This window comes from Pseudomonas sp. zfem004 (genome assembly GCF_032621715.1).
In the GTDB taxonomy this organism is placed as follows: domain Bacteria; phylum Pseudomonadota; class Gammaproteobacteria; order Pseudomonadales; family Pseudomonadaceae; genus Aquipseudomonas; species Aquipseudomonas sichuanensis.
The window spans coordinates 36550-55785 of record NZ_JAVYJF010000003.1; the positions used below are offsets into that span (position 1 = coordinate 36550).

A 19236-nucleotide genomic window follows, 5' to 3' on the forward strand; every position below is an offset into this window, starting at 1 on the left:
CGTCAGTTAGTGCTTCATCGCCACCAATGGGGCTGCCTTGCAGCCCTTCGCGGGTAAATCGCAGCGGCGAACCGCCGCTCCCACAGCTACAGCGTTAGCTAGAGATTTTGTGCAATCCTGTGGGAGCGGGTTTACCCGCGAAGGGTCGCGCAGCGGCCCCAATTGGCTTAACTGACTGGCATTATGGTTAAGCCGCATTTTTGTAGGACCTTTTACCTATGCGAGTAGGCTAGGTCTATTTCACCCCAGAGCGATTGAGTAGGAGAAAGCCATCAAGGCAGTCTCCGGTTTTCCATATGGCTGGAGGATCGGAGCATGTTGGTAATCGGGCGTGAAGTGGGTGAGGTGATTTTCATCGGGGACGACATCAGCATCCAGGTGGTGTCGGTCGAGAATGGCCAGGTTCGCTTCGGCATCAGCGCACCGCGCCATGTCGATGTACACCGGGTGGAGGTGTACAAGCGGATCAAAGAGCAGCAGGCGAAAGTGCAGGCCTAGGGCGCCAGCAGTTCCGCCGGCACATCATGCCGGGCCAGCAGCTGGCATTGCTCGCTCTCGAAATCGAACAGGATGAATGCCTGCTTCCTGGCCAGCGCCTGGCGCACCCGCAGTACACGGGTTTCCAGTGGCGTGTCGTCGCCGTTGTCGGTGCCGTCGCGGGTGACGAAGTCCTCGATCAGGCGGGTGAGGGTGTCGGCTTCGAGTTGCTCGTAGGGAATCAGCATGGCGATGGACAGTGGTGGTGGGAAAGTACCCATGCTACGTGAAATCGGCAGTGGCTGCCTTGCCGCCAGCTTGGTGGCGACAAGGCCGGTTGCCTCAACGACGAAGTGCTTTGCTCAACGCTGAAGTTGCGCCATCAGCGGTGGTGACGGTCGCGGTGAAGCTTTGCAGCCCTTCGCTTTGGACAAGCGCCTGAGCAAACCGCGCCTGACCCTTGGCATCGCTTTTGATCAGCAATTCACCCAGATACTGCTCGGCCTCGGTCGCCTCGGCCTGGGCATTGCCGAACAGCTCGACCCGCAGCAGGCTCGATGCCGGCCCCTGCACCTCGCCGCGCAGCACATTGCCCTCCAGGGCGATCAGAGTCGGCGGTTGCTGGTTGTGGTTGGGCAGCGGCTGGCAAGGTTTGGGTTCGCCCTTGGGGTCGCAGATGATTGCCTGGTCCTGCTTCGCCAACTGCGCCCCGATGCCGCGCGAGCCCACGTACAGCGCGTGGGCCTGGGCCGGCACGCCGAAGACGATGGCGCCGGTGCGCTGGTCGGCCACGCACGAACCCCCGGCCTCGCAGCGGCGGATATCCTGGCTGTTACTCCAGATGCGGTTGGCGGTGAGGCGGGTGGCGGTGATGTCCGGCTCTGGCCTTAACGCTACGCCGATACGGTTGCCGTGGATCAGATTGCCGTCGAGGACGTTGCCCTCGCCGGTGACGCTGACGCCGATGGAGTTGCCGCTGAAGGTGTTGGCGGCCAGGTAGTTGCGCTTGCCCCAGTTGATCTGCAGGCCGTCAGAATAGTTTTCGAAGCGGTTACGCACCACGCTGTTGTCGTTGCCCAGCAGGATCTCGATGCCCTGGGAAGGTTCCGGGTTGGCTGGGGTGGAGCGGAACAGATTGTCGGCGACCAGGTTGAACGCCGCGCCACGGGTCAGCTCCAGGCCATCGCCGTTGTCGATCAGCTGGTTGCGCAGGACCTTGTTGTTGTTCGTGGTGGTGGCGGTCGGGTTGCCGGCGCCGTCGTCGCCGGTCAGCATGATGCCGGCGCCGCCCTTGTTGGCGACGATCCGGTTGTCTTCGATGACGTTGTGGCTGGCGCGGTTGACCAGGATGCCGATGCAGAAATTGCGCACTTCCAGGCCCTGGATGTGCACGCCTTGGGTATCGCGCAGTACCAGGCCGGGGTTGGTGGTGGTGCGCACGTTGGTGCCGTACTGGCCGGGCAGGGCGCCGGGGCAGGTGCGCACGCCCTGGTCCTTGATGTAACTCGAGCCATCGATAGTGATGTACTGGCCGTCGCGGGCCCAGGCCAGGCCGGTGATGCTGACCGGCCCCTTGATTTCCGGAAGCGCGCTGGCCGGGCGGATCACATGGGGCGGTTTACCCACGGCGGCGATATCGATGCGGTAGTGACCGGGGTTCAGGTTGTTGGTTTCGATGGCCCAGCGCAGGGTGCCGGGCTGGCCGTCGTCGGCATAGCGGTTGACGGTCAGCGTCTGCATCTGGGCAGGCGCAACGGCGTGGGCGGGCAAGGGGAGCAGCGGCAGCAGGGCTGCCAGCGCAGGCATCAAGCGCATGGTGCGGGGTTCCACTGACTGTTTGTTGTTATGTGCCGCGCCGTGTACGGGCGGGCTGTCTGGGGGCGATTCTAGGGCAGCCGTTCGGCTTCGCGACGCCGTGGCAGGTGAATCGGTGCGGTATTCGCCCGCTGTTTGCCGTTCAGCTGGCGGCAATCGAACCGATTGAAACTCTGGCAAAGGTGCGCGGGTCGACCCCCTGTCGGCACGATTTCCCGTGTCTTTCGCGCAAGGAGACATCCCATGAGTGGCACCAAAGACAAAGCCAAAGGTCTGGCCAACGAGGCCGTGGGCAACATCAAGCAAGGCGTCGGCAAGGTGACCGACAACGATCGGCTGCGCGCCGAAGGCAAGGCCCAGGAGCTCAAGGGCGAGGCGCAGCAGGCGGTGGGCAAGGCCAAGGATGCGCTGAAGAAGCCTTGAAACTGGAGAGTTGATCTCGGTGCAAGTCGCATCGGCGCACCGCCGCTCCCACGACGTGGGGGCGGGTGAGGCGTTTTTCTTAACCTGCACACTGAGCAACCACGGCGGCGGCAGGGTCTATTAGACTTGTCTGCATTGACAGGCCTTTCCCTGTAGTGAACCAGACCCTCAGATGATCAAGCGGCGAAAGGAGACGCTATGATTTTCCCCGACCTGCGCGGCCTGCCCCTGCACCGCGTGCTGGTGCGCACCGTCAAGGAGTTCCTTGACGACGAGATGTCCACCTATGCCTCCGCGCTGGCCTATCAGATGCTGTTCTCGCTGTTCCCCTTCCTGCTGTTCCTGATCGCCCTGATCGGTTTCCTGCATTTGCCGGATTTCTTCTCCTGGCTGCGCCTGCAGTCGGAGCTGGTGCTGCCACCGCAGGCGCTGGAGCAGGTCAACCCGGTGATCGACCAGTTGCAGCAATCCAAAGGTGGCCTGCTCTCGGTGGGTATCGTGATTGCCCTGTGGACCGCGTCGGCGGGCGTGCGCCTGATGATGAGCGCGATGAACGCCGCGTATGACGTGCCCGAAGGGCGGCCTTTGTGGAAGCGGATTCCGTTGTCGGTGATCTACACCATCGGCATCGCCGGCATGCTGCTGGCCGCCGCTGCGCTGATGGTGCTCGGGCCACAGGTCATGGAGTGGATCGCCGCCCAGGTGGGCCTGCAGGAGGCGGTGGTCATCGTCTGGACCGTGCTGCGCTGGCCGGCGATCATCATCCTGATGATGGTCGCGGTGGCGCTGATCTATTTCGTGATGCCCGACGTGAAGCAGAAATTTCGCTTCATCACCCCTGGCTCGGTGCTGGCGGTGGTGGTGTGGATCATCGCGTCTTTGGGCTTTGCCTATTACGTGAAGACATTCGCCGATTACAACGCCATGTACGGCAGTATTGGTGCGATCATCGTGCTCTTGCTGTATTTCTACATTTCTGCCGCCGTGCTGCTGCTGGGGGCGGAGATGAACGCGGTGATCGAGCATATGTCGAGCGAGGGCAAGAACCCTGGCGAGAAGGACTTTGCCCATGACAATCCGCAGGAAACCATCACCGTACTTGGCCATGAGCACCCGGTGACACCCGAACCTCACCCCCACGAGTCGAACACCCGATGATCCGTGACATCCTCAAGATGGGCGACGAACGCCTGCTGCGCATCGCCCCGCCCGTGCCCGCACAGATGATCGGCAGAGCCGAGCTGCAACAGTTGATCGACGACATGTTCGAGACCATGCGCCACGTTGGCGGTGTGGGGCTTGCGGCGCCGCAGATCGGTATCGACCTGCAGCTGGTGATCTTCGGTTTCGAGCGCAGCGAGCGCTACCCGGAAGCCGAGGCGGTGCCCACGACCATTCTGTTGAACCCGGTGATCACGCCGATGGCCACGGAGGTCGAGGACGGTTGGGAAGGCTGCCTGTCGGTGCCGGGCCTGCGGGGTGTGGTGCCACGTTACAAGCACATCAGCTATTCGGGCATCGACCCGCAGGGCAACCCGATCAACCGCTTCGCCGACGGCTTCCATGCCCGGGTGGTGCAGCATGAATGTGACCACCTGATCGGCCGGCTCTACCCATCGCGCATCCAGGATTTCAGCAAGTTCGGCTACACCGAGGTGCTGTTCCCCGGGCTTGATGTGGCCGAGGACTGATTGCGCACCAGCGCCAGCAACGGCTTGCTGCGCCGGTAGCGGGCCAGGCGCGAGGCCAGGGCTTCGGGCAACTGCTCGGTAACGCTGAAGCCCAGACGCTCATAGAAGGGTGCCAGTTGCGGCTCACAGAACAGCCAGGTCGGGCCAGCAGTGCCTTGCAGGCCTGCTTCGATCAGCCGTGCTGCCACCCGCTGGCCACGCCAGTCCGGCACGACGAACAGCCCGGTCAGCCAGCGGCCGTCCGCCACGGTTATCAGGTTCATCCCCGCGATCATCTCGCCCGCGCGCGCCACCCACTGCTTGCCCTCGCCGGCGGCGCGCATGCGTGAGCCGTGCTGGCGGTAGAAATGGTCCAGCAGGCGGCGTTGCAGGTGGGGGAGGAGAGTGAAGGTCAGTGTGGACATGATCAGGCGGGTAACAATCAGGGCCTGGCTTTGTCGCAGATTGTTGCAAAACCGGCAAGGGTGATTGTCCTACTTCGGGGTTCAACTATTCCAGGCGGGGAGTAGAATTTTCCCCATCCCCCCAGCAGTACGACAAAGCGGGATCGGTACTTCGTGTCATTGGCATCGCCGATGACAACTTCTCCGCGCCATTGACGGCATCAGAAGTCACTCGATCAGCTTGATAGCCATCAAGGTCGTTGCCCATGAAAGCTCTACTGATTCTTGCATTGGTCGGTATGTCCTCGTTCGCCCTGGCAGACGAGGCCAAGCCCGCCGCCAGCCAACCCGTGGTCGAGCAGTACGACTACTCCACCAACCTCGACATCAAGCGCGTGATCAACCTGTCGACCATTCCCAACGTCTGTGAAGTGGTACCCGCCACCATGACCTATGAGGATCATCAAGGGCAGGTGCACACGCTGCAGTATCGTGCCATGGGCGAGGGCTGTCAGCAGGGTTGAGTCTGACCCTTTCATCACCGACAGGCCGCTGTACCCTGAACTTGTACGCCCACTCTAGGAGCGGCCTTGTGCCGCGAAAGGGCCGCAGAGCAGCACTTTCGCGACACGAGGTCGTAGCTGAGGCAGATGTGGAAGTTCAGTGCTTCATCCCCAATTCGGCATCATCCATCAGCGCCTTGGCCAGCGCGCTCAGGTAATACGACGCCCAGAGCAGTTGCGGCTTTTCCTCCATGATCCCGGCGATGGTCAGGTCACGCACGCAGCCCATCAGCTCCGAAGCCTGGTCCCGCGCATGCTGGCAAGGGATGCCGGGCTCGATGCAGAACAGCGGGTCGGTCTTGCCTTCGCCTTGGTAGAACTTGGTTTTGCCCGCAGTGGTACGGGGCGTGGTGTCGTCTGTGTTCATGGCTCACTCTCCCTGAAATGATCGGTGCCTGGGCGGGCCCTATCGCGGGGCAAGCCCGCTCCCACGCCCTCCAGCCCGCAGCGTTATGCCTGCGTGGGAGCGGGCTTGCCCCGCGATAGCGCCAGACCAGGCGACATAAGACCTACGGCCTAGTGGAACGCCCGGCGCTCCATCTGCGGTATTTGCACCTGAATCAACGCTGACTCAAGCAGCACCCGCAGCGCCTCGATCTCATGCATCAAAGCCATGATCAGAATTGACGCGGGCGACTTGTGCTGCTGGACCGAAATGGCCTGTTGCGCCACAGCCTGCGCGCACAGGGCGTACTCCGTGGCCTGGATCAGGGTGTCTTCAAGAGAGTGATGGTTGTGGGGTGGATCGGGGACGATCTTCAACATGGTGAACTCCCAGCTTCATGAAATGAAGCCACCACGATTTGCTGTCAAACAAGTGGGTGGCGGCGGTACGTGGGTTGACAGACCGAGGAAGCTAGGAACCCGGCGCACTCGAAAGTGCCCCACGCACAACCGCCATAAAAGCCAATTGATGCGTTGGTAACTTCGGTCGGCCTGTCAAAGCCGGTCGTTGAATTTGCAACGACTGGCCGAGACTAGAACCCGACCCATACCACCGCAATGGCTTGAAAGGGGTTTGGAGTATGTTTGGGAAATGGACTACAGGGAATGGGGAAAGTCTTAAAGACTTGGGGGCAAGATTGAATCAGTGAAGAGGGCGCCACTGTCGTGGCGCATCGCTGGCAAGCCAGCTCCCACAGTGGGCGGCGCAAGGTTCAGGCATGGCACATACCTGTGGGAGCCGGCTTGCCGGCGATGAGGCCCGTACAGGCAATTCAACCCAGCGTCTCTTACCCCTGTTCCGCCATCACCCGGGCAACCACCTCCAGCCCCTGTTTCAACTGGGCGCGGCCAAGTGCCGCCGACAGGCTGATCCGCACCGCCTGCAGCGTCTGAGTACCAATCGCGAACACACTCGCCGGGACCACCTCGACGCCCTGCGCGCGGCAGCGCACCACCAGCGTTTCGGCATCGCCGGGCGTGGCGACCCAGGCATGCGGTGAAGGCACTGCTCCGGCCACCAGGTGATCGCCCAATATCGCCCGCGCCAGGCGCCAGCGCTCGCTGATTTCTTGCCGTTGCCAGGCTAGTCGACGTGTGGCGGTGCCGTCGGCAATCCACTGGCAGGCAATGTGCAAATTCAGCGGCGAAACCGGCCAGTGGGTGGCCTGGGCATGGGGGTCGATCTGTTCGAGCAAGCCCGGGCGGGCGGCGATCCAGCCCAGGCGTAGCCCGGCGGCGACCGTCTTGGACAGGCTGCTGATCAGGATGCCGCGGCCTTCCAGCAACGGATAGAGCGGTGGGTTGTCCGAGAGCGCCCCATACACGTCATCTTCGATCACCAGCAGTTGGTGGCGCCTGACCACCTCGGCCAAGGCCTGGCGCCTGGCGTCGCTCGGGCAGGCAGCGGTCGGGTTGTGCAGGGTCGGGGTGGTCACCAGCAGACGCGCACCGCTGGCGCGGGCAACCCGGTCCAGTTGCTCTGGGCACAGGCCCTGCTCATCCAGCGCTACACCGTGCACCGGCAGGCGCAGTTGGCGACAGGCGGCCTTGATGCCCGGGGCGGTCAGCGCCTCGACCATGACCGGTTCACCGGCCTGGCACAGTGACTGCAATATCGTGGTCAGGCCTTGCTGGGCACCGCCGCACAGCAGCAGTTCATCCGGCGCCAGGGCCAGGCCGCGGTTGGCCAGCCAGCGGGCACCCTGCACTCGGCCGAGCAGCAGTTGTTCGGGGCCCAGGTAGTGTTCGAGCAGGGCGGTTTCACCCTGGCCGAGCAGGGTCAGCAAGCTGTGTCGCAGGTCCAGGTTGTGCGGGTCGGCTACCGGCACGTTGGTCGACAGGTCGATGACCGCCTGCTGGTGGTCCGGCTGCTTGAGACGGAACAGCGTCGCCTCCTTGCTGCCCGCCAGCACATAGGTGCCACGCCCCACCTCGCCGGACACCAGGTGCCGCGCCGCCGCTTCGCGGTAGGCCTGCTGCGTGGTGCTGGGGTTGAGGCCGAGGGTCCAGGCCAGCCGGCGCTGGGGCGGCAGGCGCTCACCCACCTTGAGTTCTCCGCGTTCGATGGCCTCGGCAATGGCTGCCACCAGTGCCAGGTAACGCGGCTGGCCGTCATCGGCCAGGGTTGGAGTCCACACGATATTGCCACCCATGCAATATAACTTTGGACCCATACAATGCCCGGCGCTTAGGATCGGTTCAACCTCGTACCGATGAAGGATGATCGTCATGTTCGACCTGCCCGCGCTGCGTGAAGCGGCCACTTACGTCCATCAGCACGTTCCGCCGACCCCGCAGCACGCCTGGCCGCTGCTGGCGGAGCGGCTTGGCTGCCAGTTGTGGGTCAAGCATGAGAACCATGCACCCACCGGCGCTTTCAAGGTGCGCGGCGGGCTGGTCTATGTGCGTTCGCTGCAGGCGCAGGCGGTGTTGCCGCGTGGTCTGGTCACCGCCACCCGTGGCAACCATGGCCAGAGCATGGCCTTGGCGGCACGTCAGGCTGGCCTGCCCCTGGTGATCGTGGTGCCTGAAGGCAACTCGCGGGAGAAGAACGCCGCCATGCGCGCCCTCGGCGCCGAACTGGTGGAGCATGGCGTCGATTTCGACGTGGCGCGTGAAGAGGCGGCCCGCCTGGCCGAAGTGCGTGGTTATGCCATGGTGCCGTCGTTCCATCCGGAGCTGGTGAAGGGCGTCGCCACTTACGCCTTGGAGCTGTTCGAGGCGGTCGCCGATCTGGATTGCGTGTATGTGCCGATCGGCATGGGCTCGGGCATTTGCGGGCTGATCCAGGCGCGCAACCTGCTGGGGCTGCGCACCGAGATCGTCGGTGTGGTCTCCAGCGCGGCGGATGCCTACGCGCAAAGCTTCGAACAAGGCCGCATCGTCACCACCGCCAGCGCCAACACCTTTGCCGACGGCATGGCCTGCCGGGTCCCCCATCCAGAGGCCTTTGCGCTGGTGCGCGAGCATGCAGCACGCATCGTGCGGGTGAGCGATGACGAGATCGCCAGCGCCATGCGCCTGTATCACGAAGCGACCCACAACACCGCCGAAGGGGCAGGAGCTGCCGCGCTGGCTGCGCTCATGCAGGAGCGCGAGCGCCAGGCCGGCAAGCGGGTGGCGGTGGTGCTGAGCGGGGCGAATGTGGACCGTGAGCGCTATGCGCGGGTGTTGGCGGGTGATGAAAAATCCTGAATGAATGCTCTGGGCTGGAGTGCTATCTTAATTTGATAGCATTGTGAGCAGTGCTGGCGATGCCACCGCCCACTTCCTGGCAAGGAGGCCAGGCGGTATCAGATTGAAGAAGCCCTTGAGTTTCTGCTGCGGGCAGGAGTCCGACCATGAGCTGCATGCGTTACAAGGGCTATGCCGCCCGCATCGATTACGACGACCGTGACGATATCTTCGTCGGCCGTGTACTTGGCCTGCGCGATATCATCAGCTTCCACGCAAGCTCCGTACCCGAGCTGCATGAAGCGTTTCGCGAGGCGCTGGACGATTACCTGGCCGATTGCGCCGAGCAGGGCATCACCCCTGAAAAACCAGCCTCTGGCAAAGTCATGCTGCGCATCCGCCCGGAAGTCCATGCGGCCGCCAGTATTGCCGCCCATGCTGCCGGCAAGAGCCTCAACCAATGGGCCGATGAGGTCTTCGAGCAGGCGGCGATGGCCTGAGCAGGCGCAATTTTTTCCAATACCCGCGCGCCCCGGCCAGTGTTCAATAGGCCAACTTTCTCACTGCACCGAGTGCGCCATGCCTTTTTCCAACGGTTTCCTCCTCAGCCTGTCCCTGTGCCTGGACATCGGCGTGGCCAATATCGCCATGATCACCCTGGCCATGCAGCGCGGCTTTCTCCAGGGCTTCTGGCTGGGCCTGGGCACCTGCGTTGGTGACCTGATCTACGCCCTGGCGGCGCTGGCCGGGATGACCGTGCTGCTGCAGTTCGAAGCGGTTCGCTGGACTTTGTGGCTGGGCGGTTCGGTACTGTTGGTGTGGTTTGCCGTGAAGATGCTGTTGGCGGCCTGGCGCGGCGGGCACCTGGAGGGGCGTGGGCAGGTGGTGGTGGAGTCGGGCTGGCGCGAGTTCCTGCGCGGGATCTTCCTGGCCATGTCCTCGCCCAGCGCGATCCTCTGGTTCGCCGCCGTAGGCGGGGTGCTGATCTCCCGCTCGGGGGGCGGCAGCCTGTTCGAAGCCGGGATGTTCCTCGCCGGCTTCTTCGCTGCCGGGTTGTTCTGGTGCCTGTCGCTGTGCGGCATCGCCAGCCATGGCGGGCGCTTGCTCGGCGATCGGCTGCTGACCTGGTCGTACCTGCTGTCGGCGGCAATCTTCTGCTACTTCGCGGTGTACGTGATCTTGTCCGGGTATCGCGAGTTCATTCTGGCTGTTCCCGTCTGAAACGGCCTGGTTGTGCCGGGTGCTGTTTATAAGTTTGTTTAAACGTTTTCTTAATTATTCAGATCCTTCCTATTCGCATATAGGAAGCATCTGAATTGATAAATGCAGAGAGGTTAAAATCCTGCATTATTTTTATAAGTAACGATTTGAAGTAATTTCGTAATTCTTCTTTTAAATCAATGGTTTGTGTGCAGGTGCGCAGAAGCTTGCGCATTTTCATTGCCTTATGATTCGGGTGTTTATTTACCGCTCTGGCGCGACCCTTTACTTGCACGGAATGCAAGTTTGGCGCCTTGGACGTACCTGTCATAAGGAATGCGAATGTCCGGTCCTGGCGATCAACCCCTTTTCAGTTTGCAAGTTCATGGTGTTCAAACGGACTTGCAGGTTTTGCGCTTCAAAGGGGCAGAGGCACTGAGTTGCCCCTATTCATTCCACCTCGAACTGGTCAGTGAAGACCCGTCGCTCGACCTCGAAAGCCTGCTGCACAAACTGGCCACGCTGCGGGTCGGCAATGACGAGCAGTGCTTCCACGGCCAGGTCGCCAGCGTCGCCCAAGCCGACAGCGGGCGGCGGCTGACCCACTATCACCTGGAGCTGGTACCGCGCCTGGCCAGCCTGGTGCACTGCCGCAACCTGCGGATCTTCCAGCAGCAAAATGTGCCGCAGATCATCGCCACGGTGCTCAAGGCCCACGGCATCCTCGCCGACGCCTACGTGTTCCGCCTCGGCCCCATCCCATACCCAAAACGCGAGTACTGCACCCAGTACGACGAGACCGACCTCGCCTTCGTGCAGCGCCTGTGCGAGGAGGAGGGGCTGCACTACCACTTCGAGCACAGCGCCGACGCCCACCTGCTGGTGTTCGGCGACGAGCAGAGCGCCTTCCCGCGCCTGGCGCGGCCCACCCCCTTCGCGCCGGACAGCGGCCAGGTCGCGCAGCAGCCGGTGGTCAGCCAGTTCGGCGCGCGGGTGGCGGCGCGTACCGGGCGGGTCAGCCGGCGCGACTATGACCCGCTCAAGCCCAAGCTGCTGCTCGAAGCCCAGCATCAACCCGAACTGCCTGTGCCCCAGCCGGACCTGGAGGACTACGGCTACCCGGGGGATTTCACCGACCGCGAGCGTGGCCGCCAACTGAGCCAGCGGGCCCTGGAAGGCCACCGCGCCGACTACCTGCAAGCCGAAGGCAACAGTGACCAACCGGCCTTGCGCTGCGGTTATTTCTTCACCCTCGAAGCACACCCGCGCGCCGCTTGGAACGCGCTCTGGCTGTTGGCCGAGGTGACCCACGAGGGCCATCAGCCCCAGGTGCTGGAGGAGGCCGCCGCCAGCACCGCCGGCGAGGCCTGGCAAGGCTACCGCAACACCTTCAAGGCCTTGCCCTGGGGCACCCCCTACCGGACTCCAGCCCCCAGCCCACGGCCTCGCGTGCACGGTGCTCAGACCGCCCGGGTGACCGGCCCGCAAGGGGAGGAGATCCACTGCGACCGCCTTGGCCGGATCAAGGTGCAGTTCCACTGGGATCGCGATGGCCGGCTCGATGAAAAGACCAGCTGCTGGCTGCGCGTCGCCAGCCAGTGGGCCGGTAACCAGTACGGCGGGCTGGTCATCCCGCGGGTGGGCATGGAAGTGCTGGTCAGCTTCCTCGACGGCAATCCCGACCGGCCGCTGGTCACCGGCTGCCTGTACCACGCCGAGCACCAGCCGCCCTATGAGTTGCCCGCCCACAAGACCCGCAGCGTGTTCAAGACCCACAGCTCGCCCGCGGCCCAAGGCCACAACGAGCTGCGCATCGAGGACCGCGCCGGCCAGGAGCAGATCTACTTCCACGCCCAGCGAGACTGGGAGCAGCGCATCGGCCACGACCAGCGCAGCCATGTCGGCCATGAGCGCCACGACACGGTGCTGGCCGACGTGCACAGCGAATACCACGCTCAGCAGCACCGCACCGTGCACGGCGACCGCAAGACCGAGCTGCGCGGCGACGACCACCTGACCGTCGCCAACAGCCGGCACATCACCCTGGGCCAGGCCCTGCTGGTGGAGGCCGGGCAGGAAATCCACCTGTCGGCCGGCAAGCGCCTGGTGCTGGATGCCGGCAGCGAGGTGGTGCTGCGTGCGGGCGGTGGTTTCGTGCGGATCGCGGCTGGCGGGGTAACCGTGGGTGGCTCGCTGTATGTCGACTCCAGTGGCCAGGTCGCCGCCGGCACCCCGGCCGCGCCGCTGCTGCCGGGTATCACGGCCGAGGCCGAACGCTCGGTGGCGGGCCTGCCGCTGACCCAGGCGCAGCTCGACACCTTCCGGCGCAATGCCGCGTTCTGCGAGGAATGCGAGCGGTGCAAGGAGGGTGCCTGTGAGCTGTGAAACCCTTGCCCCCCAAGATTGGCTGGCAGCCAGCCCGCTGGCTGATGGTGAGCGGCTTTACCTGGTGTTCGGCAGCCTTGCAAAGGCCGATACGCTGGCCGCCTACCGGCAGCGCGATGGCTCCCACGTGCCCCAGCCGCTGTGGAAAGGTACCCCCTATGCCGGCTGGCTGGAGGCCATGCCTTATCTGGTGGAGGCCGCGCCGCAAGGGGACTTCCTCATCTGGTGCGGCAACCAGCGCTGCCTTGACTGGGGCTGGCTGGCGGTGTCCTCGCACCCACCGACCCTGGTGTTCGACTACCTGCGCAGCCTGACCCAGGTGAAGCTGCCCGACGGCACCGCGGTGTTCCTGCGTCTGTGGGACGGCCATCAGTTGCTGGCCCTGCTCGATCACCACGCGCCAGGCGAGGCGCCGCTGCTGCCGGTGTTCAGCCGCGTCTGGAGCAACGGCCAGGCCCGCCCGTTGCGCCAGGCACAGCGCCTGAACATCGAACCTTTCCCCTGGTGGCAGGCCAGCGCCGCGCTATTCGAGCACCTGCACCGGCACGACCCCGGCCCGGTGCTGGACAACCTCATGCAATGGCTGCGCGAGGCCCATGCCGACCTTTACTTCGCCCTCCCCGAGGCCAACCTGCGCTGCAAGGTCGCGCGCCTGGCCCTGGGTGCTCCGCTCGACCCGCCAGCCCTGGAACGGCTGCTGGCGCACGTGAACAAGGACATCACGCCATGAGCCTGATCATCTACGCCAAGTTCCTCCTCGACAATCTCGATGCCCACAAGCCCGATGGCCCGGCACGCATCGCCGCTTTCCGCCAGCACAGCCTCGCCACCTTCGAAGCGCTGCAGGACAGCTTCTTGCTGGGCTGGGCGCTGGACCTGGAGCAAGAGCTGCGCTTCACCGACAGTGCCGGCAACGAGGTGATGCGCCAGGCCAAGGGCCTTGGCGAACGGCGCATCACCGGCTACGCGAACTGCCCGGCCAATGGCGTGCTGAACATCGTGCACCGTTTCGAAAGCCTGGCCTTCGTGCCCATCGGCGGCACCCCCTACCAACTGGTCGAGCAGGTGGCTGCGGGCCAGGTACCGCAACGCTTCGAAGGGGTGCTCGATGCCAACGGCCAGGCAACCATCAGCGGTTGCCACGCCAACCGCCGCTACCGTCTGCACTTCCATCCCAAGGTCAGCCCGGCCGAGGTCCAGGCCCTGTACGCCTCGTACGACAGCCTGCTCGACCAGCTCAAGGGCTGGTTGGACGGCGAGTGGGCCGAGCGCATCGCCCCGCATTGGGACAGCATGCCGCCGGTGGGGTCGATGCAGCGGGTGAACGATATCCACAAGGCAATGGCCAAGGGTGTCGGCAGCGTGCTGATGAACCTGTTCGACGACCTCAAGGCCCTGGTCAAGCTGCTGTTCAACCTCGACGGCGCGCGCGACCAGCTGTTGCAGTTCATCAGCGAGGCTGACTTCGACAAGCTCAAGGCCCAGGCCGGCAGCCTGCTGCACACCGCCTTTCTGATGCTCGACGACGAGCTGCTGATGTTCTACTACGCCACCGCGATCCTGCAGTGGCTGGCCCTGAGCCCGCCCGAGTGGCAGGCCCAGGCTTACGCCATGCTCAATGCCGGGCTGTTGCTGGATGTGCTGTTGGGGATCGTGCTGTCCGGCGGCCTGGGGCTGGCGTTCCGCCTCACCGCCAAGGGCCTCAAGTACGCCAGCAATACCGCCCGGGGGGCCGGCGGCTTGCTGGACGGCCTGCAACGGCTGATCGATCTCAGCCGCCAGCATGCCCTGGCGACCCACACCAAACGCGCCCAGCCGCTCTTGACCGGCGGCAGTGTCGAGGTCAACAGCGCGGCCAAGGTGCCGCTGGCAATCAAGAGCGCCGCGCAGGGCCTCGACCTGGCCGTGGACGACGCCGTGTCGGTGGTGCGCGGCAAGCGCCACAGCACGCTCCGGGTGGAGCAGGAGCAAGACCTGCCCGACGCCCCCAGCCAGCCGCGCACCCCCAGCGACAAGCCCGCCCAGCGCGCCGACGAGACAGCCACCCACCGCTGCCCGGTGTCGATGGTCACCGGCGAGGAGCTGCTCACCCTCAAGGATGCCGAGCTGTTCGGCGTGCTGCCGGTAGAGTGGGTGCGCCTGTATCGCACCAGCGCGGCTGAAATCGACCACGGCCTGGGCCCCGGCTGGAGCCACAGTCTGTGCCACCGCTTGCAGGCCGACGGCCAGGGCGTGCTGTGGTGCGACCACGAAAACCGCCGCACCCACTTCCCGATGCCGGACAGCCAGCGCCCGGTGATCGGCAACAGCCTGTGCAGCGCGGCCATCTACCTGGGCCAGACCGACGGCGAGCTGGTGATCGCCGAGGCCGGCGCCCGCCCGCGCTACCTGCACTTCATCGATGGCCGGCTGATGGCCCTGAGCGACGCCTACGGTAACCGCGTATGCCTGGCGTACGATCACGGCGGCCGCTTGCAGCACATCGACAACGGCGCCGGCAACCGCCTGCTGCTGAGCTACCAGCAAGGCCGCCTGGTGACGGTGGAGCAGCAGTTCTGGCAGTCGATGTACGACAGCAAGGGGCGTGAGCAGGCGCCCTGGGTGCGGGTCGCGACCCTGGCCACCTACCACTACAACGACGCCGGGCAATTGACCGAGGCCGGCAATGGCCTGGACGAGCGCGAACGCTACCGCTACGACGCCGCCAATATCATCCTCGAACGCCAACTGGCGGGGGGCGCGGCGTTCTACTGGGAGTGGGAAGGCGAGGGCCGGCACGCCCGCTGCGTTCGCCACTGGTCCAGCGTGCCGGGCCTGGAGGCCCGCTACCAGTGGGACGGCCAGGGCGGCGTGACGGTGCACAACGCCGATGGCAGCCAGCAGTTCTATCAGCACGACGACAAGGCCCGGCTGGTGCGCCAGGTAGATGCCGACGGCGCCGAGCACCATAAGACCTACGACGCCAAGGGCCGGCTGATCGGCGAGCGCAACCCGCTGGGTGCCGAAACCCGCTATAGCTACGACGACGCCGGGCAGCTGCTGTCGGTGCGCCCCGAGGAAGGCGAGGCTACCCACTACCACTACCGCGACGGCCATGTGTGCGAGGTGCGCCGCGGCCAGGCGCGCTGGTTGTACCAGCGCAACGCCCAGGGCGATGTGCTCAGCCAGACCGACCCCTGTGGGCAGGTCACCGGCTACCGCTATGACGAACAGGGCCGCCTGGTCGCCATCCGCCAGGCCGACGGCGGCCTGCACGAGCTGGGCTGGAACGCCTCTGGGCAACTGGTCAGCGAAGCCTTGCCCGGCGGCGGTTCGCGGCGCTACCGCTACGATGCCCTCGGCCGCCTGGTGATGCGCCTTCGCGAGAATGCCTCGGCCACCCAGTACACCTGGGACCTGGCCGGGCGCCTGAGCGAAGTGTCGCTGCCTGGCGGCGGTGTGCGCCGCTATCAGTACAACGCCTATGGCCGGGTGACCGCGCAAAGCGACGAACTGGGCCGGGTGACCCGCTTCGAGTACGAAGGCGGCCTGCACCTGCCGTCGCGGCGCATCAACCCCGATGGCAGCTGCCTGCACTACCGCTACGACAACGGCCAGCTGCAACTGTCGCAAATCATCAACGAGCGCGACGAGTGCTACCGCCTGGCCTACCACGCCAACGGCCTGCTCGCCGAAGAAACCGGTTTCGACGGGCGCGTCATCCGCTACGACTACGACCTTAACGGCCAGCTACTGGAAAAGACCGAGCTGGGCGACGACGGCGAGCCCTGGTTGACCCGCTACACCCGCGACAAGCAAGGCCGGCTACTGGTCAAGACCCTGCCCGATGGTCAGCAGGTCAGCCACCAGTACGACGCCCTGGGCCGGTTGGTGCGGGTGGACGACGGCCACTGGCCGCTGGCCTACGAGTACGACCTCTGCGACCGCCTGGTTACCGAGCACCAGGGCTGGGCGACCCTGCACTACGGCTACGACGTGATGGGCCAGGTCAGCCATTGCCGCCTGCCCGATGGCAGCCGCCTCGACTACCGCTACCAGCCCGGTGGCCACCTGCAAACCATCGACCTCGACGGCCAGCGCCTCACCGCCCACCGCCACGGCCTCGGCCAGGAACTGGCCCGCGAGCAGGGCGAGCTGCTCAGCCAGTTCCAGCATGACGGCCAGGGCCGCCTGGTAAGCCAGCGTGTCGATCGCAAGGAAGGCCCGGTGTTCATGCGCCGCTACCACTACGACGACAGCGGTAACCTGGCGCGTTTGGAGGACACCCGCCGCGGCACCCGCAGCTACCACTACGACCCGCTCGACCGCTTGACCAGCGTGCGCGGCGAACTGGCCGAGTATTTCGTCCATGACCCCGCCGGCAACCTCCTGGCCCAGAGCGGCCTGCGCGGCGACCCCCGTGACGTGCAGGTGCAGGCCAACCGCCTGCTGATGCACGGCGATTGCCACTACAGCTACGACCGCTTCGGCAACCAGGCCAGCGAACGCCGCGGCCACGGCCAGCAGTTGGTCACCCATTACCAGTACGACAGCCAGCACCGCCTGGCCAGCGTCCAGCTGCCCGACGGCCGCCAGGCCCGCTACCGTTACGATGCCTTCGGCCGGCGCGTGTCCAAGGACGTCGACGGCACCGAGACCGCCTTCATCTGGCAGGGCGAGCGCCTGCTGGCCGAGCACTCCCAGGGCCGCTGGCGCAGCTATGTGTACGAACCCGGCAGCTTCCGCCCGATGGTGATGCTGCTACGCGACGGCGACACCTCCGTCGAGGCCCTGCACTACCACCTCGACCACCTCGGCACTCCCCAGGAGCTGACCGCCGTCAACGGCCGCATCCGTTGGTCGGCGCGCTACCGCGCCTACGGCCACGTGCTGCGGCTGGACGTGGACCACGTCGACAACCCCCTGCGGTTCCAGGGGCAGTACTACGATGAAGAAACCGGGCTGCATTACAACCGACACCGCTATTACAACCCGCAGACCGGGCGGTACCTGACGCCGGATCCGATTGGACTGGCGGGTGGGGTTAATGGGTATTTGTATGGTGTGAACCCGACGGGGTGGGTGGATCCGTTGGGGTTGGAGGCGTGTTGTCCGGAGGTATTCACCTATCGGGGAATGCCAGTTAACAAGGGGATAAAGCAACATATGGAGAGGTTTGACGGCTTTAGCCAGAAGCATGGAGTTAAAGGGGCGCATAGTCGAAGTGAATTTATGAGGGTGGTGGATGAAATGCGGCTGCATATGATTTCGGAAGCTCCAGGTGATGTGGATGGGATTACTCAGGTTTTTTATGGGCGGGATTTACTGGAGCGGGACGGGACTGTGATTGGTGTAAAGAAATTTCAAAATCCGAAAACGGTTTATGATGAAGTTAAGCATCCTACGGATAGGTTGTATCTCAGCGGTCTCAGAGCGGCTTTGAGTAAATATGATGAAAAGGTTAAGCAGGGGAAACGTTCCTATAGCGCTTATCATGGCGGAATAAGATTTACTATTTATATGGATGAGAATACTAAGGTTGTCACTAACTTTCATCCATCTATCGAAGGGGGTTCGTATGATTAACGCTAGTGATGAGAGGGTGATGAAAGCTTGTATGGATGTTTTTGAAGTGACGAGTAGCTCGGAGTGTCGGAGTTTTATAGGTGTTTTGCTCGATGGGCTTCTTGACTTAAAGTGTGTTGGGTTGGAGATGGCAGGTGTCTATCTTGGGTGTGATAGCGATCCTCTCAGTATTCCAGATTATCTGGATATTGAGGGTTTTGATATGTCGTTTGAGTATATGGATAGGTATGTTGTTTGCTCTATGGTTGAAGGTGCTAAATTCATAGAGGAGTGGTGTGGTGCTAATGTGGTCGCGGAAAAGGAGAGGGTGAGTAACTCTTGTGATAAGTTGGTGAGGCTTTACAGTGGTATGACGGTCCTTGTTAAGAATGAAATTCCAAAAGATTGCCTTTTGGGTGTTTTTCTTTGTTCTGGCTTTGGTGTGAATGGTTGTATTGAGGATCTGCTTGAGTCTCTCTTGAATTTCAAGGGGATAAGTGTAGGTATGTCTGGGGTTTATCTGGGGTGTGATGAGGATCCGGAAAATATCCCAGCGCATTTGAGTGGCAAAGGGGTTGAGATGTCATTTGGTTATATGGATGAGTATGTCGTTTGTTCCATGTCTGTTGGGGCTTTTTATATCCGTGATTGGTGTGAAAAAAACGTCCGATCTGAAGGTGTTGGGCCTGAAAGGGTAGCGATAATGGCTGCCTGTAATAGGTTGGTGAAGCTCTATGAAAATTTTGATGATGTAAGGCATGAGCTTTAGAAGGTTGTGCGGTGTTTGCTCTGGTGTTCTAGTTGAAGATGTTGTCAATTTTTGTCAGGTCGTGAGGCGGTGGAGGGTTGAGTGTGCTAAGTATGAGTGCCTGCATGCTTGATTTAAATTTGTGTAAAAGGCTGGGGTGTGAAAGTTTTATTGGTGTTTTGCTTGGGCGGCTGTTAAATCTTGAAGGCATTGGTGCAGAAATGTCGGGGGGCTTTCTAGGGTGTGATAGCGACCCGCGCAGCATTCCAGATTTTTTGGATGCTGATGGGTTTTGTATGTCGTTTGAGTATGTGGAGGAGTATGTTGTTTGCTCTATGCGTGATGATGCGAAATATATAGAGGTGTGATGTTATAAGAATGTAGTATTT

Annotated in this window: 19 protein-coding genes; 13 read left to right on the forward strand and 6 right to left on the reverse strand. The window is 63.1% G+C overall.

What is annotated here, in order from left to right:
• Window positions 1-315: 315 nt before the first annotated feature.
• A complete protein-coding gene (csrA, locus tag RTH46_RS03840; RefSeq protein ID WP_153785855.1) occupies window positions 316-498 on the forward strand; it encodes a carbon storage regulator CsrA in 183 nt (60 codons plus the stop codon).
• On the opposite strand, the gene RTH46_RS03845 is transcribed toward csrA, so the two are convergent.
• Together RTH46_RS03845 and RTH46_RS03850 are read right to left on the reverse strand one after the other, a co-directional pair.
• A complete protein-coding gene (locus RTH46_RS03845; protein WP_110996347.1) occupies window positions 495-725 on the reverse strand; it encodes a YheU family protein in 231 nt (76 codons plus the stop codon). The two genes, csrA and RTH46_RS03845, sit on opposite strands and share 4 nt — an antisense overlap.
• A gap of 94 nt (window positions 726-819) precedes the next feature.
• Entirely contained in the window at window positions 820-2292 is a 1473-nt protein-coding gene (locus RTH46_RS03850) for a nitrous oxide reductase family maturation protein NosD (protein ID WP_316905073.1), read from the reverse strand.
• A gap of 243 nt (window positions 2293-2535) precedes the next feature.
• On the opposite strand from RTH46_RS03850, the gene RTH46_RS03855 reads away from it, so the two are divergent.
• The 3 genes from RTH46_RS03855 (at window position 2536) to def (ending at window position 4406) form a co-directional block, all read left to right on the forward strand.
• Window positions 2536-2715, forward strand: a complete 180-nt coding sequence (locus RTH46_RS03855) for a CsbD family protein (RefSeq protein ID WP_125465105.1) — start codon at window positions 2536-2538, stop codon at window positions 2713-2715.
• A gap of 198 nt (window positions 2716-2913) precedes the next feature.
• Entirely contained in the window at window positions 2914-3873 is a 960-nt protein-coding gene (locus RTH46_RS03860) for a YihY/virulence factor BrkB family protein (RefSeq protein ID WP_153785857.1), read from the forward strand.
• Window positions 3870-4406, forward strand: a complete 537-nt coding sequence (gene def, locus RTH46_RS03865; RefSeq protein ID WP_316905074.1) for a peptide deformylase — start codon at window positions 3870-3872, stop codon at window positions 4404-4406. The genes RTH46_RS03860 and def overlap by 4 nt, the downstream gene beginning before the upstream one ends.
• Here def and RTH46_RS03870 read toward each other — a convergent pair.
• A complete protein-coding gene (locus tag RTH46_RS03870) occupies window positions 4361-4810 on the reverse strand; it encodes a GNAT family N-acetyltransferase (protein WP_316905075.1) in 450 nt (149 codons plus the stop codon). The genes def and RTH46_RS03870 overlap by 46 nt on opposite strands.
• A 245-nt stretch (window positions 4811-5055) precedes the next feature.
• On the opposite strand from RTH46_RS03870, the gene RTH46_RS03875 reads away from it, so the two are divergent.
• Window positions 5056-5313: a DUF2790 domain-containing protein gene (locus RTH46_RS03875; RefSeq protein ID WP_125465102.1), complete on the forward strand. Its 258-nt coding sequence runs from the start codon at window positions 5056-5058 to the stop codon at window positions 5311-5313.
• Between the two features lie 136 nt (window positions 5314-5449).
• Here the strand turns inward: RTH46_RS03875 and RTH46_RS03880 are convergent, their stop codons facing one another.
• From RTH46_RS03880 to RTH46_RS03890, 3 genes are all read right to left on the reverse strand, one after another.
• A complete protein-coding gene (locus tag RTH46_RS03880; protein WP_153785859.1) occupies window positions 5450-5719 on the reverse strand; it encodes a DUF3077 domain-containing protein in 270 nt (89 codons plus the stop codon).
• Window positions 5720-5868: 149 nt separating this feature from the next.
• Window positions 5869-6117, reverse strand: coding sequence for a hypothetical protein (locus RTH46_RS03885; protein WP_316905076.1), 249 nt, complete (start codon window positions 6115-6117; stop codon window positions 5869-5871).
• A 467-nt stretch (window positions 6118-6584) separates the two neighbouring features.
• On the reverse strand, window positions 6585-7949 hold the full coding sequence (locus RTH46_RS03890) for a PLP-dependent aminotransferase family protein (RefSeq protein WP_316905077.1): 1365 nt from the start codon (window positions 7947-7949) through the stop codon (window positions 6585-6587).
• Between the two features lie 76 nt (window positions 7950-8025).
• On the opposite strand from RTH46_RS03890, the gene RTH46_RS03895 reads away from it, so the two are divergent.
• The 8 genes from RTH46_RS03895 (at window position 8026) to RTH46_RS03930 (ending at window position 19215) form a co-directional block, all read left to right on the forward strand.
• Window positions 8026-8991 carry a threonine dehydratase gene (locus RTH46_RS03895; protein ID WP_316905078.1) on the forward strand — a complete coding sequence of 322 codons (966 nt, stop codon included), beginning with the start codon at window positions 8026-8028 and terminating at the stop codon, window positions 8989-8991.
• 146 nt (window positions 8992-9137) lie between these two features.
• On the forward strand, window positions 9138-9470 hold the full coding sequence (locus tag RTH46_RS03900) for a type II toxin-antitoxin system HicB family antitoxin (RefSeq protein WP_316905079.1): 333 nt from the start codon (window positions 9138-9140) through the stop codon (window positions 9468-9470).
• A 79-nt stretch (window positions 9471-9549) separates the two neighbouring features.
• On the forward strand, window positions 9550-10191 hold the full coding sequence (locus RTH46_RS03905) for a LysE family translocator (protein ID WP_153785863.1): 642 nt from the start codon (window positions 9550-9552) through the stop codon (window positions 10189-10191).
• Window positions 10192-10512: 321 nt separating this feature from the next.
• Window positions 10513-12555: a type VI secretion system tip protein TssI/VgrG gene (tssI, locus tag RTH46_RS03910; RefSeq protein WP_316905080.1), complete on the forward strand. Its 2043-nt coding sequence runs from the start codon at window positions 10513-10515 to the stop codon at window positions 12553-12555.
• Complete coding sequence (locus RTH46_RS03915; RefSeq protein ID WP_178125783.1) at window positions 12545-13285, forward strand: DUF4123 domain-containing protein; 741 nt, start codon at window positions 12545-12547, stop codon at window positions 13283-13285. Before tssI ends, RTH46_RS03915 begins: the two co-directional genes overlap by 11 nt.
• A complete protein-coding gene (locus RTH46_RS03920) occupies window positions 13282-18120 on the forward strand; it encodes an RHS repeat-associated core domain-containing protein (RefSeq protein WP_316905081.1) in 4839 nt (1612 codons plus the stop codon). The genes RTH46_RS03915 and RTH46_RS03920 overlap by 4 nt, the downstream gene beginning before the upstream one ends.
• The gene (locus RTH46_RS03925; RefSeq protein ID WP_316905082.1) at window positions 18113-18868 is read left to right on the forward strand and encodes a hypothetical protein; all 756 of its coding nucleotides are present in this window, start codon (window positions 18113-18115) and stop codon (window positions 18866-18868) included. Before RTH46_RS03920 ends, RTH46_RS03925 begins: the two co-directional genes overlap by 8 nt.
• Before the next feature lie 104 nt (window positions 18869-18972).
• A complete protein-coding gene (locus tag RTH46_RS03930; RefSeq protein WP_316905083.1) occupies window positions 18973-19215 on the forward strand; it encodes a hypothetical protein in 243 nt (80 codons plus the stop codon).
• The last annotated feature ends 21 nt before the right edge of the window (window positions 19216-19236 follow it).

Excerpts from the sequence above, each read along its gene's own strand:
- RTH46_RS03920 (WP_316905081.1), top strand. The coding sequence starts at position 13,282 with ATGAGCCTGATCATCTACGCCAAGTTCCTCCTCGACAATCTCGATGCC.
- RTH46_RS03860 (WP_153785857.1), top strand. The coding sequence starts at position 2,914 with ATGATTTTCCCCGACCTGCGCGGCCTGCCCCTGCACCGCGTGCTGGTG.
- RTH46_RS03890 (WP_316905077.1), bottom strand. The coding sequence starts at position 7,949 with ATGGGTGGCAATATCGTGTGGACTCCAACCCTGGCCGATGACGGCCAG.
- RTH46_RS03905 (WP_153785863.1), top strand. The coding sequence starts at position 9,550 with ATGCCTTTTTCCAACGGTTTCCTCCTCAGCCTGTCCCTGTGCCTGGAC.
- csrA (WP_153785855.1), top strand. The coding sequence starts at position 316 with ATGTTGGTAATCGGGCGTGAAGTGGGTGAGGTGATTTTCATCGGGGAC.
- RTH46_RS03895 (WP_316905078.1), top strand. The coding sequence starts at position 8,026 with ATGTTCGACCTGCCCGCGCTGCGTGAAGCGGCCACTTACGTCCATCAG.
- tssI (WP_316905080.1), top strand. The coding sequence starts at position 10,513 with ATGTCCGGTCCTGGCGATCAACCCCTTTTCAGTTTGCAAGTTCATGGT.
- RTH46_RS03870 (WP_316905075.1), bottom strand. The coding sequence starts at position 4,810 with ATGTCCACACTGACCTTCACTCTCCTCCCCCACCTGCAACGCCGCCTG.
- RTH46_RS03855 (WP_125465105.1), top strand. The coding sequence starts at position 2,536 with ATGAGTGGCACCAAAGACAAAGCCAAAGGTCTGGCCAACGAGGCCGTG.
- RTH46_RS03880 (WP_153785859.1), bottom strand. The coding sequence starts at position 5,719 with ATGAACACAGACGACACCACGCCCCGTACCACTGCGGGCAAAACCAAG.
- RTH46_RS03930 (WP_316905083.1), top strand. The coding sequence starts at position 18,973 with ATGCTTGATTTAAATTTGTGTAAAAGGCTGGGGTGTGAAAGTTTTATT.
- RTH46_RS03885 (WP_316905076.1), bottom strand. The coding sequence starts at position 6,117 with ATGTTGAAGATCGTCCCCGATCCACCCCACAACCATCACTCTCTTGAA.
- RTH46_RS03845 (WP_110996347.1), bottom strand. The coding sequence starts at position 725 with ATGCTGATTCCCTACGAGCAACTCGAAGCCGACACCCTCACCCGCCTG.
- RTH46_RS03875 (WP_125465102.1), top strand. The coding sequence starts at position 5,056 with ATGAAAGCTCTACTGATTCTTGCATTGGTCGGTATGTCCTCGTTCGCC.
- RTH46_RS03850 (WP_316905073.1), bottom strand. The coding sequence starts at position 2,292 with ATGCGCTTGATGCCTGCGCTGGCAGCCCTGCTGCCGCTGCTCCCCTTG.
- RTH46_RS03925 (WP_316905082.1), top strand. The coding sequence starts at position 18,113 with ATGATTAACGCTAGTGATGAGAGGGTGATGAAAGCTTGTATGGATGTT.
- RTH46_RS03900 (WP_316905079.1), top strand. The coding sequence starts at position 9,138 with ATGAGCTGCATGCGTTACAAGGGCTATGCCGCCCGCATCGATTACGAC.
- def (WP_316905074.1), top strand. The coding sequence starts at position 3,870 with ATGATCCGTGACATCCTCAAGATGGGCGACGAACGCCTGCTGCGCATC.